Origin of the sequence: Halomonas alkaliantarctica (genome assembly GCF_029854215.1) — a bacterium.
In the GTDB taxonomy this organism is placed as follows: Bacteria; Pseudomonadota; Gammaproteobacteria; order Pseudomonadales; family Halomonadaceae; genus Vreelandella; species Vreelandella alkaliantarctica_A.
Genome location: NZ_CP122961.1, coordinates 3,145,647 through 3,161,100, shown reverse-complemented (window position 1 = coordinate 3,161,100; position 15,454 = coordinate 3,145,647). Strand labels below are relative to the sequence as shown.

Annotated in this window: 16 protein-coding genes; 10 read left to right on the top strand and 6 right to left on the bottom strand. The window is 56.8% G+C overall.

The annotated features are described in order from the left end of the window. Positions 1-6 precede the first annotated feature (6 nt). Genes QEN58_RS14520 through apaG form a run of 4 tightly spaced genes read left to right on the top strand, consistent with a single transcriptional unit; the run spans position 7 to position 3,351 of the window. Positions 7-1,032: a peptidylprolyl isomerase gene (locus QEN58_RS14520; RefSeq protein ID WP_280104333.1), complete on the top strand. Its 1,026-nt coding sequence runs from the start codon at positions 7-9 to the stop codon at positions 1,030-1,032. Further along, positions 1,032-2,096, top strand: a complete 1,065-nt coding sequence (gene pdxA / locus QEN58_RS14515) for a 4-hydroxythreonine-4-phosphate dehydrogenase PdxA (protein WP_280104332.1) — start codon at positions 1,032-1,034, stop codon at positions 2,094-2,096. The genes QEN58_RS14520 and pdxA overlap by 1 nt, the downstream gene beginning before the upstream one ends. 53 nt (positions 2,097-2,149) lie before the next feature. Next, positions 2,150-2,977 (top strand): 16S rRNA (adenine(1518)-N(6)/adenine(1519)-N(6))-dimethyltransferase RsmA, encoded by an 828-nt coding sequence (rsmA, locus tag QEN58_RS14510; protein WP_280104331.1) that lies wholly within the window; start codon positions 2,150-2,152, stop codon positions 2,975-2,977. After that, positions 2,974-3,351 carry a Co2+/Mg2+ efflux protein ApaG gene (gene apaG / locus QEN58_RS14505; protein ID WP_022522372.1) on the top strand — a complete coding sequence of 126 codons (378 nt, stop codon included), beginning with the start codon at positions 2,974-2,976 and terminating at the stop codon, positions 3,349-3,351. Before rsmA ends, apaG begins: the two co-directional genes overlap by 4 nt. On the opposite strand, the gene QEN58_RS14500 is transcribed toward apaG, so the two are convergent. Together QEN58_RS14500 and QEN58_RS14495 are read right to left on the bottom strand one after the other, a co-directional pair. Then, positions 3,348-4,796, bottom strand: coding sequence for an FAD-dependent oxidoreductase (locus QEN58_RS14500; protein ID WP_280104330.1), 1,449 nt, complete (start codon positions 4,794-4,796; stop codon positions 3,348-3,350). The two genes, apaG and QEN58_RS14500, sit on opposite strands and share 4 nt — an antisense overlap. Beyond that, entirely contained in the window at positions 4,796-4,975 is a 180-nt protein-coding gene (locus QEN58_RS14495; RefSeq protein ID WP_280104329.1) for a hypothetical protein, read from the bottom strand. The genes QEN58_RS14500 and QEN58_RS14495 overlap by 1 nt, the downstream gene beginning before the upstream one ends. Before the next feature lie 234 nt (positions 4,976-5,209). Here QEN58_RS14495 and QEN58_RS14490 point away from each other — a divergent pair, with 234 nt between their 5' ends. Next, complete coding sequence (locus tag QEN58_RS14490; protein ID WP_280104328.1) at positions 5,210-6,028, top strand: symmetrical bis(5'-nucleosyl)-tetraphosphatase; 819 nt, start codon at positions 5,210-5,212, stop codon at positions 6,026-6,028. Beyond that, a complete protein-coding gene (locus tag QEN58_RS14485) occupies positions 6,028-7,185 on the top strand; it encodes a tRNA nucleotidyltransferase/poly(A) polymerase-related protein (protein WP_425270288.1) in 1,158 nt (385 codons plus the stop codon). The genes QEN58_RS14490 and QEN58_RS14485 overlap by 1 nt, the downstream gene beginning before the upstream one ends. A gap of 1 nt (position 7,186) precedes the next feature. On the opposite strand, the gene folK is transcribed toward QEN58_RS14485, so the two are convergent. Beyond that, a complete protein-coding gene (gene folK, locus QEN58_RS14480; protein ID WP_280104326.1) occupies positions 7,187-7,735 on the bottom strand; it encodes a 2-amino-4-hydroxy-6-hydroxymethyldihydropteridine diphosphokinase in 549 nt (182 codons plus the stop codon). Next, complete coding sequence (gene folB, locus QEN58_RS14475; RefSeq protein ID WP_280104325.1) at positions 7,732-8,112, bottom strand: dihydroneopterin aldolase; 381 nt, start codon at positions 8,110-8,112, stop codon at positions 7,732-7,734. Before folB ends, folK begins: the two co-directional genes overlap by 4 nt. 103 nt (positions 8,113-8,215) lie before the next feature. Between folB and plsY the strand changes: the two genes are divergently transcribed. After that, the gene (plsY, locus tag QEN58_RS14470) at positions 8,216-8,788 is read left to right on the top strand and encodes a glycerol-3-phosphate 1-O-acyltransferase PlsY (protein WP_280104324.1); all 573 of its coding nucleotides are present in this window, start codon (positions 8,216-8,218) and stop codon (positions 8,786-8,788) included. Between the two features lie 24 nt (positions 8,789-8,812). On the opposite strand, the gene tsaD is transcribed toward plsY, so the two are convergent. Continuing rightward, positions 8,813-9,868: a tRNA (adenosine(37)-N6)-threonylcarbamoyltransferase complex transferase subunit TsaD gene (gene tsaD, locus QEN58_RS14465; RefSeq protein ID WP_280104323.1), complete on the bottom strand. Its 1,056-nt coding sequence runs from the start codon at positions 9,866-9,868 to the stop codon at positions 8,813-8,815. A gap of 225 nt (positions 9,869-10,093) precedes the next feature. Between tsaD and rpsU the strand changes: the two genes are divergently transcribed. The 3 genes from rpsU to rpoD all read left to right on the top strand — a co-directional run bounded on the left by rpsU (position 10,094) and on the right by rpoD (position 14,545). Beyond that, complete coding sequence (rpsU, locus tag QEN58_RS14460; protein WP_008956349.1) at positions 10,094-10,309, top strand: 30S ribosomal protein S21; 216 nt, start codon at positions 10,094-10,096, stop codon at positions 10,307-10,309. Positions 10,310-10,614: 305 nt separating this feature from the next. Next, a complete protein-coding gene (dnaG, locus tag QEN58_RS14455) occupies positions 10,615-12,468 on the top strand; it encodes a DNA primase (RefSeq protein ID WP_280104322.1) in 1,854 nt (617 codons plus the stop codon). A gap of 226 nt (positions 12,469-12,694) precedes the next feature. Further along, positions 12,695-14,545: an RNA polymerase sigma factor RpoD gene (gene rpoD, locus QEN58_RS14450; RefSeq protein ID WP_280104321.1), complete on the top strand. Its 1,851-nt coding sequence runs from the start codon at positions 12,695-12,697 to the stop codon at positions 14,543-14,545. A 97-nt stretch (positions 14,546-14,642) separates the two neighbouring features. Here the strand turns inward: rpoD and QEN58_RS14445 are convergent, their stop codons facing one another. Next, positions 14,643-15,290, bottom strand: coding sequence for a hypothetical protein (locus QEN58_RS14445; protein ID WP_280104320.1), 648 nt, complete (start codon positions 15,288-15,290; stop codon positions 14,643-14,645). Between the last annotated feature and the right edge of the window lie 164 nt (positions 15,291-15,454).

Here is a 15,454-nt window from a genome sequence, read left to right as displayed (position 1 = left end):
TTTGTTATGAAAATGAGAAAGCCCTTGTTAGGCCGCATGAAACAGCTTTCTGCTAGCAGTTTGCTGGCGCTGTGTGTAGGCACAGGCCTTGCGTTGGCCCCGCTAGCCCTACAGGCGCAGAACTTCCAGTCAACCCAGCGTCAAGCGCTGGACAGCGTCGTGGCCGTGGTCAATGACGATGTGATTATGCGCAGCGAATTAGACGACCGGATGCTGCAAATCGAGCAGCAGGCGCAAGCCCAGGGCGGTAATCTTCCACCGCGCTCCCAGTTGGAGCGTCAGGTGCTCGAGCGCATGGTGGTGGAGGAAATTCAGCTACAGATGGCAGAAGATGCCAATTTGAGCATTGATGATACCGAGCTAAACGGACAAGTGCGCTCGATTGCCGAATCCAACGGCATGACGCTTGATGAGTTCGCTGATGCCGTGGAGGCCGAAGGCACAACGCTGGCTAGCGTGCGTGAAGATGTTCGCCGTGAAATGCTGATGCGTCAGGTGCAGCAGCGGCAAATCAGCAACCGCGTAACGGTGAGTGATCGTGACGTTGAGCGTTTTCTCAATCAGCAGTCTGGCCAATCCGGCGACCAGAACTTTATCGAAGAGATCCGCGCGCGCCATGTATTGATTGAGCTGACCCCCACCCGTGATGAAAATCAAGCCCGTGCATTAGCGGAAGAAGTGCGTGAACGCTTATCTCAAGGTGAGGATTTTGCCTCTGTGGCGCGTGAAGTGAGTGACGACAGCGGCAGTGCCCTTAACGGTGGCGAGCTAGGCTGGGTACGCCCAGGACAAACCGTTCCTGCCTTTGAAGAAGCAATGCGTGAGTTAAGTATTAACCAAGTATCGCAGCCGGTGCGTTCTCAGTTCGGCTATCACATCATTGAAGTGCAGGAGCGCCGCCGTCAGAACGTCACCCAAGAGAGCCAGCGCGAGCAGGTTCGTCAAGCTATTTTTCAGCGTCGCGCTAATGAAGAGCTAGAGACCTGGCAGCAAGAGATTCGCTCGCAGGCTTTTGTTGATATTCGTCTCTAATGGTAACGGGCACTTTATTACCCGATAGCATTTTGCCGGTGGTCGTTACCACTGGCGAGCCCGCGGGGATCGGCCCAGAATTAATGCTCATGCTGGCGGCCCAAGGTGATCTTCCCGCCAATGCGGTGGCGATTGGCGACCCGGATATGCTCCGCCAGCGTGCCGCTGCGTTAGGGCTTAATGTTAAGCTGGTTGAGTGTTCGCCCGGCGAGAAGCCACGTGGAGCCAACTGTTTGCCGGTTTGGCCGGTTACACTAAAGGCGCCGGCGACGCCGGGGGTTCTTAATCCGGCCAACGCTGACTATGTGCTGGCTACTTTGGCACTGGCGGTTGATGCCTGCCAACGTGGCCTTGTTGCTGCCATGGTCACGGCGCCGCTGCACAAAGGCGTCATCATCGAGGGCGGCTATCCAGGCTTTACTGGGCACACCGAGTGGTTGCGCGATGCCTGCGGCGTTGATGAGGTAGTGATGATGCTCGCCACCGACGCGGCACTGCATGCCAGCGCCTCAGGTTGGCAGGGCAGTGGTGATCTTCGTGTGGCGCTGGTGACCACCCATTTGCCGCTGCGCAAGGTTGCCGACGCCATCACCTTTGAGCGGGTAACCCGTATTAGCCGACTGCTGGCGGCCGACTTGCAGGGCCAGTTCGGCATTGCCCAGCCACGTATTGCGGTGTGTGGCTTAAACCCGCACGCCGGTGAAGAGGGGCATCTTGGGCGCGAAGAGCTGGATATCATTATTCCTGCGCTTGATGCGTTGCGCGCAGAGGGAATGGATATCCTTGGCCCCTTGCCCGCCGACACGCTATTTACCCCCCGGCACTTGGCAGGTGTTGATGCGGTGCTGGCGATGTACCATGACCAGGGCTTGGCGGTGTTAAAATACGCAGGTTTTGGTCAGGCCGCTAATATTACCCTGGGCTTGCCATTGGTTCGCACTTCGGTCGACCATGGCACCGCGCTGGATCTGGCTGGCAAAGGCGTGGCAGACCCTGGCAGCCTAAAAGTCGCTATCGACCTTGCGCGCCGTTTAGCCGCTCAGCGGTTGTCTGCTACTGCCTAGCATTCGCTGCTACACACTCCCGATTGAATCCGCACTCCAAGGAACACCGTTTGATGTCTACTGTGCCCCAACACCGCGCTCGTAAACGCTTTGGTCAGAACTTTTTACGCGACCTTGGCATTATCTCGCGGATTGTTCGCGCCGTTGGACCGCGCTCGACGGATCGCCTTGTCGAAATTGGCCCAGGCCAGGGGGCGCTGACCGAACCGCTGCTGGAAGCCGCGGGGCATCTGGAAGTGATCGAGCTCGACCGCGACCTCATTCCCGGCCTGCGGGTGCAGTTCTTCAACTACCCCGAGTTTGTCATTCATGAAGGCGATGCGCTGAAGTTTGATTTTGCCGCGCTAAAAGGCGATGGGCCCGCGCTGCGCGTAGTGGGCAATCTACCCTACAATATCTCCACACCACTGATAATACATCTGCTGGCGGCAGGAAGTGCCATAGAAGATATGCACTTTATGCTGCAAAAAGAGGTGGTTGAACGCTTAGCCGCAGAGCCTGGTGGCGCTGATTGGGGGCGTCTATCGGTCATGGCCCAGTACTACTGCCAGGTCGAACAACTGTTTATTGTGCCACCGGAAGCCTTTGTGCCACGACCCAAAGTCGACTCCGCCATTGTGCGCTTAACCCCTCATGAAACGCTGCCCCATACGGCGGATGACCCAACGCTGCTGTTTGAGCTGGTGAAGCTCGCCTTTGGTCAGCGGCGCAAAACGCTGCGCAATAACTTCAAAGGGCGGGTGAGTCCCGATACTTTGGAGGACTTGGGCATTGACCCCATTCGCCGTCCGCAAACGTTGACCGTGGCAGAGTACGTGGCGATTGCCAACCGTGTCGCTGCCGATGAACAGGCAAGCGGTGAGCGGGGTGACCAAACGTGAGTGGCCTAGCGATCAAGGTCAGCGTTGTCCCCAGCTATCGCGCTGATGAGTCTAACGATGGCGAGTCGCGCTATGTGTTTAGCTACACCGTGACTGTTCACAATCAGAGCCCCCATAGCGTTCAACTGATGGCGCGCTACTGGAAAATCACCCAGGGCAGCGGCGACTGCCAGGAAGTGCGCGGTAAAGGCGTCGTCGGCCAACAGCCGCTAATTGGCCCAGGCCAGAGTTTTCGTTACACCAGCCGCGCCATACTGCAAACTCCAGTGGGGGTAATGGAGGGTGCCTATACGCTGTTAGATACCTCTACTCAGCGTGTTTTTGAGGTAGCCATTACCCCCTTTAGATTAGCCGTACCGCTCCAGCTCCATTAGACAGTTTGCGTTAGCCTGCTCTCCAGATGGTCGCAAAGCCGCAGGGCCAACTGCACAAGCGTTAACGTGGGGTTGGCGTGCCCGGCGCTGGCAAAAACGCTGGAACCCGCCACATAGAAGTTATCCTGGGCAAACAGTCGGCAGTCGGGGTTAACGATGCCTTGCTCGGCATTAAGGCTCATGCGCGTGCCGCCCATATGGTGACGGCCAGCCAACTCGCCCTCGGTGGGCAACTGTACCGGCGTATCGGCGAGCCAGTCAGCCAGTTGTAGCCTACCCACCTCGTTGTCGCGCAGATACTCCCCCAGTAGCAGCATGCTCTCGCGGATCGTATGACGATCCAGCTCGGACTGCTGCCACACCAATCGGCCGCGGGGTACGCCCAGATCATCCAGCTCTTCGCTTAATTCTATGCGATTGTCAAAGCGAGGTTCCTGCTCCCAGGCGGCTCTGAGTACCGCGCCGTGTATCACCCGCCCCTGGGCCTGCCAGATACGCAAACGTCCTGCTAGCGTGGGTGCCTGATCTGTGAGCTCGTCAATCAGTTCCTGGGTGGCTTCAGCGTTCATGCGGTGCAACCGCAGCCCACAATTCAGTATTTGGCGTGAGCTGATGGCGCGGGCGGTGGGGGAGAGGAATACGTTGTAATCCTCGTCCAGTCCCAGTGCCGCTGGCTCAAAAATGAGCGCCTGGCCCACCGTGGCGTGGGGGTGCTCCATCCAGTAGCGCCCTAGGGTGTCGGCTTGAGGTATGAGCTGGCCATTTAACTGCTGGTTGCACCACAGCAGCAGACGCGAGTTTTCGATGCCGCCACAGGCCAGCACAAAGTAGCGCGCCTGAACCTTTCGATACTCACCTTGGTAGTTTTTGAAAGTGGCGCTGGTAACTTTGCCATCCTGGCTTTCCAATGCAGCCAAGTTGGCCGTTAGGCAGCACTCCAGCGTGGTCGATTCGCTTAGCGTGGTGGCATACTTCTCCTTCAGGCGCGTTGGGTGGCCCAGTGAGAAATAGATGCGCTTGAGCCCAGAATCCGTGATCGGCTGATCAGCAGGCGTAGGCGCCAAGTCCAGCACGCTGGCGGCGGCAGGATAGTAGGGCGATAACGCGTCGCGGCCAATAGGCCAATCCGTCTCTCTGGCCGCTCTTTTGGCGTTAAAGTCATAGCGATCGAGTGGTCGGCAGATGCCGCCCCAGTGGTTGGTCGACCCGCCCAAATAGCGCAGGCGAGCGCCATAGAGCGGAATATAAGGGTCGCCGACGACTTCGCCCCGGTAGCACTCCTGGGAGCGTTCGCTGTAGTCCGCATCGCCACCTTCGCAGAGCAGTACCCGGTGCCCCCGCTCTGCCAGGGTAACGGCCATGGAAATGCCCGCCGCACCCGCGCCGATAATGCAGACATCCACTGCCTCGCTGTGTTCGCTGATATCCTCAAAAGCGATATACATCAGCGGTCACTGCTGCGCAGTAGCCAACCATTGACCGTCACCGCAGCGGGCGGTGGAGTATGCTTGGGAGCGGCAGCTCGCGCGGCAGGAAGAAGCGTTGTGCCGGGGAGTATCAGTGCGCCAAGGCCTGCCAGCGTTGCCGCTCGCAGTAGCCCGCGTCGAGAGTGATCCATTGTCATAAGCGTATCGTTTTCCTTAACAGTTATGGCGAGGCGGCTACTCGATTGACCAACTACGCGATTCAGTGGCTAAGCTAGCGAGAGGTTTAAGAGGGCCGATGCGTACTTTTTATAGTGATCTAGGTTCGCCCTTTTCACCAGTTTAATCATTAATATAAATCGCCATCGAAAGGCAGAGGGTGTCGGTGAAGTGGTAGTATTTAGCCAACTCATTTTATTAAAAAGGCCTCCCGCATGAGCACCTATGCGATCGGCGATCTGCACGGCTGTCACGCTGAATTTGTAGCGCTTCTTGAGAAGCTCAGCTTCAACCCCGCGCGGGATACGCTATGGCTGGTGGGCGATTTGATCAATCGTGGACCTGGGTCTTTGGAATGCCTGCGAGAAGTGCGCGCACTGGGTAGCTCGGTACGCAGCGTATTGGGCAACCACGATTTTCATTTGCTGGTCGTGGCGCGTGGCGGCGGCAAGCTGAAAAAAAATGACACCTTGAGCGATATTCTGGGCGCGCCTGACCGCGAAGTGTTGCTGGATTGGCTACAGAGCCAACCGCTTAGCGTGTTTCAAAACGGTACGCTAATGACCCACGCGGGACTGCTTCCCCAATGGAGCGTGGCTCAAACCGTGTCTCTGGGGTGTGAAGTGCAGGCGACGCTTGGCAGTGAGGCATCGGGTGCGTTTTTGACCCGACTGTTTGGCAACCAGCCAGACAGCTGGCACGACGATTTAGACGGCATGGATCGGCTGCGCCTGATTGTCAATGTGCTGACTCGGATGCGCTTTATTGATGCCCAGGGCCGTTTGGATTTTGCTGCCAAAGAGGGGTTGGACAGTGCCCCAGAGGGCTTTCTGCCCTGGTTTCAATACCCGCGCAACGATGACACCCGGCTGCTCTTCGGCCACTGGGCGGCGTTGGAGGGGAACACCCCACAGGCGAGGGTGCCCGTTGAGGCGCTGGATACGGGCTGCGTTTGGGGCGGCAAGCTAACCGCACTTAATCTAGACAGCGGTGAGCGAAGCAATGTACCTAGCCTTCAGCGGGGAAAATGCTAGTGAAAGCGACCAACAGTGATCCCCGTTTAGCGGGTTTAAAAGTGTATCGGGTGGGCGGCGCCGTGCGCGATGAGTTACTCGGCTGGCCGGTTTACGACAATGACTGGGTCGTGGTGGGCGCTACGCCGGAGGCCATGCGCAAGCGCGGCTTTAAGCCCGTGGGGCGAGACTTTCCGGTCTTCCTGCATCCAGAGAGCGCCGAGGAGTACGCCCTGGCCCGCACCGAACGCAAGTCTGGCCACGGCTATGCCGGATTTGAAGTACACGCCAGCCCCGATGTCAGCCTGGAAGAGGATCTGCTGCGGCGTGATTTAACCATTAACGCCATTGCGCAGAGCACTGAGGGCGAATTAACCGACCCGTTTAATGGTCAAGGTGATATCGAGCGGCGGGTGTTACGGCATATTTCCTCGGCGTTTAGCGAAGACCCACTGCGGGTACTGCGTACCGCGCGCTTTCTGGCCCGCTATGCATCGTTGGGCTTTACCATTGCCCCTGAAACCCTGACGCTAATGCGTCAGGTGAGCCACAGCGGCGAACTTGAGCACCTAGCTGCCGAGCGGGTGTGGGTCGAAACGGAAAAAGCGCTGGGTGAGCCAAGCCCGGAGGTCTATTTCACCACCCTTGAAAGTTGCGACGCGCTCAACGTGTGGTGGCCAGAATTGGTGGGCGAAGCGTTAGTGAAGGGCTTGGCGGCGATGGCTCAGGTGCCTGATAGCGACATGTTCTCATTAGCTCACTGGCGCCATGCGCAGCTGGTATCGCCGCTAACCGCTGATCAGCGCGATGCTTTATCGGAACGACTCAAACTGCCCAATGCCGTTGCCCAATTAGCTCGCCATACCGCACTTACCTATTCTTTAATAAACCATTCGCTAACAAACCATGCACTGCTTGCCGACGCATTAGAGGGCCCCAGCGTGCTGCGTTGGCTGGAGCGTTTGGATGGTTGGCGTAAGCCAGAGCAGGTCGAAGCGCAGCTGGCGTTAGTCAAGGTGGTGGCGCCAGAGCAAGTTGGCCCGCTCGAAAGCGCCTGGCAGGCTGCCCGGGAGGTTAGCCCCCAGGCACTCATAGCCGAGGGGTATCAAGGAGCAGCGCTGGGCGAGGCCTTGCGAGAGCGCCGCGGGCAGGCCGTGGAGGCGGCGCTAACCAAGTAACTTACCGGCGTGCCGCCGCCAGTAGGGGCTGTTCATCCGCTTGGGAGATCCAGCGGCCGCGCCAGCTGAAATCCACCGCCCAAAGGCGTTGGTTACCAAGCTCAAAGGCGCTCCATAGCGCGGCATAGGGCTTGCCGCAGCTGGGGTGACGCTGCTCAGGCAGCAGCTCAGCAAGCGGCTGTAACACAAATGCGTTATGGGTGATTTCGCTTCGCGGTAGGGCGACGCCGTCTACAGTGCCGCAGAGACTACCCACGGTGAGCAGGTCGATATCCAGCGCGCGGGGACTAAATTTGGTAATGTCGGGCAGGCGGCCATGCTCTATTTCCAGTTGCTTACCCCACGCCTGAAGTTCCCCGGGCGTCCAGGCGCTTTGAAATGCCACCACCAAATTATAGAAATTGCGGCTGTCGGCGAAGCCGACCGGTTCGCTTTCAAACACGCGAGATATCTGCAGGGGGCCGAAGGTGTCGGTAAGCGCATCCAGGCAGCAGCGAATATGCCGAGTAGGGTGAATATTGCTGCCTAAGCTAACGGTCACCAGGTTCATACGCTGAGCTCCTGGGTTGCCTCCGGCAGGTTGCCGCGGGTAATTTCTAGGCCGACGCTAACGGCGTTGGCAACCGCGCCCGGTTTACGTACCGTCAAGCGCAGCCAAGTGATGGGAAACTCCGTACGCAGACACTCCGCGAGGCGTTCGGCGAAGGTTTCTACGAGGGCGAACTGATGGACATCGGCAAACTGCTGAATGCGCTGGCAGATAGCGGCGTAATCCAGGGTGAGACGTAAATCGTCGGTGGTCGCCGCCGAGCGAATATCGGTCGCCAGGACCAAGTCTAAGCTTAGCGACTGTTGAATCGAGCGCTCCCAGTCGTAGACACCAATCACGGTATCGACGCTTAACGCTTCAATCAAAATGCGATCCATCCAGCTTCCCCCTACGGTAACAAGCGGGCGATTGTACGTTAGGATAGGGTTAAACGACAGCATGCCGGGTTATCGAGACGGTCCATAAAGCGAGCAGGGCGCCATGGTATGGATAGTGGTGGGTTATTTAAGCGGCAGTTGGCTGGCAGCGATAAGCGTTTGCCGCCTGGCTGGCGTGGGCGACCCCCGACTACACGGCTCATTTAATCCAGGCTTTTCCAACGTACTACGCCTTTATGGCCCCCGCATAGCCGCAGCGACACTCCTCTTAGACGCCTTAAAAGCCATGCCCGCTGTTCTTGGCGCAAAGCTGATGAGCTCCCCGGTCTGGCTGCAGGGCCTGGTGGGGTTGGCAGTGTTACTAGGTCACAGCTTTCCACTGTGGCATGGCTTTCGTGGTGGTAAGGCGGTCGCCAGCTCGTTCGGCGTCCTGTTGGTATTGGTGCCGCAGGTGGCGCTACTGAGTGCTGCGATATGGACGCTGCTAGCGTGGCGACTCAAAACGGCGGCGCTGGCCTCGCTAGTGAGCGCACTCGTGGCACCGATTGCCTGTGGCTGGTTAGCGCCGGAGTACGTCATGGTGGTGGGAGGGTTCAGCCTGCTGGTGTTGGCCCGCCACGGGCTTAATATTCGCCGCCTGCGACGCGGTGAAGAGCCGCCGTTTCGTGGCTCCTAAAACGTAACTAGGTCAAGAGTGCTGCTAGCTGTTAGAGGTTTCTGGAGGCGCCAGTTGATCCAGCGGCCAGCGGGGCGTCGCCTGCATCATCCCCGGCGTGTCGTACTCGCCCGCCGCCAGGCGTTGAGCGCCTACATAGGCAATCATGGCGCCATTGTCCGTACAGAACCGCCCGCGCGGATAGTAGGCGCGGGCCTGACGTTTTTCACACTCAGCGTGCAGTCGTTCGCGCAGGCGATGATTGGCGCTCACTCCTCCCGCCACCACTAAGCGCTTCAAACCAGTTTGATCCAGCGCTCGACGGCACTTAATCACCAGCGTATCGACAACGGCCTCTTCAAAAGCGCGGGCAACGTCGGTGCGGGCCTGAGCGTCGAGTTCGCGGGCTGCTTCCAACTGGCGGATAGCCGTCATGGTATGGGTTTTTAAGCCCGAAAAACTGAAGTCGAGTCCCGGTCGGTCGGTCATGGGGCGCGGAAAGCGAAAGCGTTTGGGGTCACCCTGTTCCGCTAACTTGGCGACCTGAGGGCCACCTGGATAGGCCAGTCCGAGCATCTTGGCAGCTTTATCAAATGCTTCGCCGGCGGCGTCATCCACCGATTCGCCGAGCAGTTGATAACGCCCCAGTCCCTGAACTTCGACGAGCTGGGTATGGCCGCCGGAGACCAGCAGCGCCACGAAAGGGAACTCGGGTGGCTCGTCTTCCAACATCGGTGCCAATAAATGGCCTTCCATATGGTGTACGCCGAGCACTGGTATGTTCAAGGCGCGGGCCATTCCATGGGCCGTACTGGCACCCACCATTAATGCGCCGACCAAGCCGGGGCCGGCGGTATAGGTGATGCCATCCAGGTCGTGGCGCGTCAGCCTGGCGTCACTGAGCACCTGCTCAATCAGCGGCAGCAGTTTGCGGGTGTGATCACGAGAGGCGAGTTCGGGCACTACGCCGCCAAATTCTGCATGCATGGCGATTTGGCTATACAGCGCATCGGCCAGCAGCCCCTGGCCGCCGGTTAACGAGGTGTCGTAAATCGCGACACCTGTTTCGTCGCAGGATGTTTCAATGCCCAGAACTCGCATAAAAAAGGACTCTCAAAGGCTGTTCAAAAAGATGTAAAGGTGAAAAACAGAAGAGCACTAGTCTAGCATTGTCGCTTTAGGTCAGCGTAAGCATTTGCAAAGATGGTCATCGGCGACTAAACTACTGTCCGCTGTAAAACTGGGTCGTACACCGTGTTTTAAATCGTAGCATCGCAGTGTACGTACTATCCGAACTCAAGACTCCTTAAGGTAGGTGAGTGCTTAATGCCTTCTGTAAAAGTACGTGATAACGAGCCGTTTGACGTCGCCCTGCGTCGCTTCAAGCGTTCTTGCGAAAAAGCCGGTGTTCTTTCTGAAGTACGCCGCCGCGAGCACTATGAGAAGCCGACTGCTGAGCGTAAACGCAAAGCGGCAGCTGCCGTAAAACGCCACGCTAAGAAAGTGCAGCGTGAGCAAAAGCGTTTCGAACGGCTCTATTGATCCGTACCCGAGGGGGCCGGAGCAGTTAGCTGGTCGTCTCAAGAGGGATGCCAAGCGGCCGCCACTTAGGTGGCCGTTTGTTTTTGACTGTTGTTTTTAAAGCCGTCGTTTTTCAAAGCTGACGTTCAATACCCTCGCTGTTTATGATGATCTGATCTGGTAATGGGTCTGATGACCTTAGGCAGTGTTTTAAAGCTGGTTTTAAAAATTGGTTTTAAAACTAGTTTTTGAAAACAGAGCTTTAGAAGCAGGCTTTTAGAAACAGTCTCGAAAGTTAGCGCTTTGCGCGAGGATGCCCGTAGTTCATGGCAGGCCAAATTCCACAGCGTTTCATTGATGACCTGTTAGGCCGCGTTGACGTGGTCGAGGTGGTTGGTGAGCGTGTGCAGCTTAAAAAGGCTGGCCGCAACTACTCGGGGCTATGTCCCTTCCATCAAGAGAAAACTCCATCGTTTACCGTCAGTGCTGATAAGCAGTTTTATCACTGCTTTGGCTGCGGAGCTAATGGTAATGCACTACGCTTCTTGATGGAGTACGACAAGCTACCGTTTCCTGAGGCGGTAGAGCAACTGGCCGGGCGCCTGGGTATTGAAGTGCCGCGTGAAGGCGTCGATGACCCGCGTGCCCAGCAGCGCGAAAAGAAGCGCAAAGAGGGCGTTAACCTGCTAGAACTCGCCGCGAGTTTTTATCGCGAGCGATTAAAAATGCAGGAGGGCCAGTCCGCCCAGCGCTATCTTTCGGGTCGTGGACTTTCGGATGATGTAATCAAGACCTATGGCATCGGCTATGCTCCGGCGGGTTGGGAGGCGCTCAAACAGCACCTCAGCGAGCGAGGTGTCGGTGAGCCGGTACAGGTGGAGTACGGCCTGCTGATTCATCGTGAAGATACCGGGCGTACCTACGACCGCTTTCGTGATCGGGTAATGTTCCCGATTCGCGATTTGCGTGGGCGTACCATCGCTTTCGGTGGTCGAGTGATGGGCGATGATCAGCCCAAATACCTCAACTCACCGGAAACGCCCGTGTTCCATAAAGGTCGTGAGCTTTACGGCTTGTATGAGGCGCGCCAAGCCTCGAACAAGCTTGAGCAACTGGTCATGGTCGAAGGCTATATGGATGTGGTGGCGCTGGCGCAATACGGTATTCATAACGCCGTGGCGACGCTGGGTACTGCGACCACGGAAGACCATTTGACCCGCCTGTTTCGATTGGTGAGTCGCGTAGTGTTCTGTTTCGACGGTGACCGTGCGGGAAGACAGGCGGCTAGCCGGGCGCTGGAAACCGCACTGCCGCAAATGATTGATGGACGCGAAGCGCGCTTTCTGTTTCTGCCTGAAGGCGATGACCCGGACACCCTGGTGCGCCGTGAAGGTGCCGAGGCATTTCAGGATCGTGTGACCTGCGCCATGCCGCTGTCGGAGTTTCTGTTTGAGCAAGCTTCCCAGGGACGCGACTTAAATACAGTGGAAGGGCGCGAGCGATTTGCCAGTCAGGTGCTTGAAGCATTGAACAAAGTGCCCGAAGGCATGCTCAAATCGCTACTGCTGGAGTCATTGGCGCAGCGTAGCGGGCTGGCGCAAGAGCAGTTGAAAGTACTGCTCGAAAAGCGTGCCCAAGCGTCGCAGCGCCATGCTTCGCAGAGGCAGGTGGAGCAGGAGGAGCCCGATTCGGCATCATCAGAGATGCACGGTGCGGTATTGGCAGCGCCAGCCCACTCATCGCGCTCACGTTCCCAGGCGCTCTCCCCGGTTGGGCGTATCGTGCAGCTGTTGCTGCATGAACCCAATTTGGTGACTTCGCTCCCGGATCATTTGGAGTGGCTGCCGGAAGATGATGACGCACCGCTATGCAGAGAGCTGATCGCATTGCTAAAGGCGGGGCGCTACCGCAGCCCGCAAGTAGTGTTGGCGCATTTTCAAGGCAGTCAGCAGGGGCAGGCATTGGCGGTCTTTGCTAAGCGCGAGCTGCTGATTCCCAAGGCAGATCGGGAAGCAGAGCTGAAAGGTTTGGTGGAGCACTTGCAGTACGTTCAGCGTCAGCGTTCTCCTCAAGAGGAGTACATGGCGTTGCTGGCGCAGGAGCGCGCCGGGCAAAAGTTAGATAAGGAGCAGCGCCAGCGTTTGGCAAGCCTGGTAATGGAGCTTGCACAGCGTCAATGAGGCGGTGTCTTGGGCGATGGGGGTTGAATTCCTAGCGTTTCAGCACCAAATATAGGTTCAGCCACCAAGCGCTGGCCTAACCGAACAAACTAACACACCTGAATTACCGCGCAAATACGTCGAGCTGGAAAATTTCCTGCTTTTTACGCTATACTGTACGGCTTGTTGAGTTTAATCGATTCAGCGCTCCAGGTGTTTCATTCTTCTTCGTCGAGATAGGGTTTCTATGGCTGGAAATGCGCAGCAGCAGTCGCGTCTGAAGGAGTTGATCGCTCGAGGCAAGGAACAGGGCTACCTGACCTATGCCGAGGTCAACGACCATCTACCCGAGGATATCGCCGACCCGGATCAAGTGGAAGACATCATTGGCATGATCAACGACATGGGTATAAGTGTCGCTGAAGAAGCGCCAGATGAAGACACTTTGATGATGTCGGATCAATCCACGGACGAGTCCGCTGCGGAAGAGGCCGTAGCGGCCCTTGCCGCCGTGGAAAGCGATGTAGGCCGCACCACTGACCCCGTGCGCATGTACATGCGTGAAATGGGCACGGTTGAGCTTCTGACCCGAGAAGGCGAAATTGAAATCGCCAAACGGATCGAAGAGGGCACCCGAGAAGTGATGTCGTCTCTGGCCTATTTGCCGGGAGCCGTCGCGTCTATTCTTGACGCCTATGACGCCACCCAGGATGAAGAAGCGCCGGGGCGTCTTTCGGATCTGTTTTCTGGTTTTATCGATCCCGATGAGGGCATTCCCGGCGTTGCCGAAGCAGAAGTGCCCGAGCCGGAGCCTGAAGCCGAAATTGACGACGACGTGGAAGGCGACGGCGACGATGAGGACGAAGACTCCACGGCCAGCGAGGGCGGCCCGGATCCCGAAGAGGCGCGTGCGCGTTTCGAGCAGATTCGCGAGCAGAACGCCTTAGTCGAAGCGGCATTTGCTAAGCATGGTCGCGGTAGTGCTGAGCTCAAAAGTGAGCAGGCGCGCTTGGCAGTGCTTTTCTCGCCCATCAAGCTGGTGCCAAAGCACTTTGAGCGCTTGGTCGGTCAGGTGCGTATCAGCGTTGAGCAAGTGCGTGCCCAAGAGAAAGCGGTCATGCAGCTGTGCGTGAAAAAAGCCAAGGTGCCGCGTAAGACGTTTATCAAGTCGTTTCCTGGCAACGAGTCGCGCAAAACCTGGCTGGATGATTTCCAGGCAGCGCAGAGCAAGTACGCCGACCGCCTTGAGCCGCTGCGCGCCGATATTGCCCGCGCCCAGCGCAAGATCGCCTTCGAAGAGGATATGGTGCAGCTCTCGGTTGCCGACCTTAAAGAGGTGAATCGCAAGCTCTCGATTGGCGAGGCGAAAGCGCGCCGTGCCAAAAAAGAGATGGTTGAGGCTAACCTGCGCTTGGTGATCTCGATCGCCAAGAAATACACCAACCGTGGTTTGCAGTTCTTGGATCTCATCCAGGAAGGCAACATCGGCTTGATGAAAGCAGTCGATAAGTTCGAATACCGCCGTGGCTATAAGTTCTCTACCTATGCCACCTGGTGGATTCGTCAGGCAATTACCCGCTCGATTGCCGATCAGGCGCGCACCATCCGTATCCCGGTGCACATGATTGAGACGATCAACAAGCTCAATCGCGTATCGCGCCAGATGTTGCAGGAAATGGGCCGTGAGCCAACGCCGGAGGAGCTCGGCGAACGCTTGGAAATGCCGGAAGATAAAGTACGCAAGGTGCTCAAAATTGCCAAAGAGCCGATCTCCATGGAGACGCCGATTGGTGACGATGATGATTCACATCTGGGCGACTTTATCGAAGATGGCACTATGTTGCTGCCGATCGATATGGCCACGGGTGAAGGTCTTATCGAAGCCACGCGTAACGTATTGGGCGGTTTGACCGCCCGCGAAGCGAAAGTGTTGCGCATGCGTTTCGGTATTGATATGAACACCGACCATACGCTGGAAGAGGTGGGCAAACAGTTTGACGTAACCCGCGAGCGAATTCGTCAGATAGAAGCCAAAGCGCTGCGTAAGCTGCGTCACCCCAGCCGCTCCGAGCCGCTGCGTTCGTTTCTTGACGAGTGAACACCGTCATTAGTGATTAGTAGATGGTAGATAGAAAGTAAAAAGCCCGTCGTTCTCAGAACGGCGGGCTTTTTGTTGAAGGAAATTGTTGCTGCGCTTAAGTGGATAGCTGCTTGGCTTTATAAATGCGTCGAGCCAGAAGCAGTAACTCTAAGGTGGCGATCAAAATTAAGCTATATCCGAGCAGCTCAATGACTTCCTCCGCGGCATCTTTAAATTCACGCGTGAAATTGTCTTCGAGTACGGCGAGCCAAAATTCCTGACGCCCATATAAGCGCGAGAATATATAAGTGGTCAGCACACCAGCCGTAAACAAACCAAAGGCAAAGGTGTTGCTGTAATGAGCAAACTCCTCAATAAAGCGTTGGCGCTGCTTCACCACCCAAAAGAGTGATGGAAAAATAATCAGCGCAACCAACACCTTCCAGGTGTTCTCAGCCACATAGTTATCTAAAGAGTGATCCTGTTCACGCACTAAAGAGGCTGCCACAAACGCCAGCAGCAGCAGTGTAACGGTAGGCCAGACTTTAAGTACCTGGCGAATATAAATCAGCATGGCGCAGCAGGTGGCGAGCACTAGCGTTTGGGTGAATTCGGTAAAGCCCAGTTCAGTAAAGCGTACTGAGGGGAGGTAAAGCGCTTCTAAATAGGCACCTTGGGCTATAGCACCGATAAACAGTACGTACAGCACTGCACGCACTAAAATGGTCTGAAACCCGATGGGCCAGGCAGGTGGGGGAGACATTCCAACATCCTTTGTGGGTAAGCGGCATCGCTATTCGCGTATTAAACATGCAAAGTTGAATGTTCATTATATCGTCACACTTATGTGTTAGCACGTCGATATTGCGGTTAATCACTCGACGTTTGGTTGTCGGCGCTGCAAAGTAAGCAATAGGCAGGCAACAA

Coding starts and splice junctions, on each gene's coding strand:
- dnaG (WP_280104322.1), top strand. CDS start 10,615: ATGGCAGGCCAAATTCCACAGCGTTTCATTGATGACCTGTTAGGCCGC.
- pdxA (WP_280104332.1), top strand. CDS start 1,032: ATGGTAACGGGCACTTTATTACCCGATAGCATTTTGCCGGTGGTCGTT.
- QEN58_RS14500 (WP_280104330.1), bottom strand. CDS start 4,796: ATGTATATCGCTTTTGAGGATATCAGCGAACACAGCGAGGCAGTGGAT.
- QEN58_RS14445 (WP_280104320.1), bottom strand. CDS start 15,290: ATGTCTCCCCCACCTGCCTGGCCCATCGGGTTTCAGACCATTTTAGTG.
- tsaD (WP_280104323.1), bottom strand. CDS start 9,868: ATGCGAGTTCTGGGCATTGAAACATCCTGCGACGAAACAGGTGTCGCG.
- rpsU (WP_008956349.1), top strand. CDS start 10,094: ATGCCTTCTGTAAAAGTACGTGATAACGAGCCGTTTGACGTCGCCCTG.
- QEN58_RS14520 (WP_280104333.1), top strand. CDS start 7: ATGAAAATGAGAAAGCCCTTGTTAGGCCGCATGAAACAGCTTTCTGCT.
- folK (WP_280104326.1), bottom strand. CDS start 7,735: ATGAACCTGGTGACCGTTAGCTTAGGCAGCAATATTCACCCTACTCGG.
- plsY (WP_280104324.1), top strand. CDS start 8,216: ATGGTATGGATAGTGGTGGGTTATTTAAGCGGCAGTTGGCTGGCAGCG.
- QEN58_RS14495 (WP_280104329.1), bottom strand. CDS start 4,975: ATGACAATGGATCACTCTCGACGCGGGCTACTGCGAGCGGCAACGCTG.
- rpoD (WP_280104321.1), top strand. CDS start 12,695: ATGGCTGGAAATGCGCAGCAGCAGTCGCGTCTGAAGGAGTTGATCGCT.
- folB (WP_280104325.1), bottom strand. CDS start 8,112: ATGGATCGCATTTTGATTGAAGCGTTAAGCGTCGATACCGTGATTGGT.
- rsmA (WP_280104331.1), top strand. CDS start 2,150: ATGTCTACTGTGCCCCAACACCGCGCTCGTAAACGCTTTGGTCAGAAC.
- QEN58_RS14490 (WP_280104328.1), top strand. CDS start 5,210: ATGAGCACCTATGCGATCGGCGATCTGCACGGCTGTCACGCTGAATTT.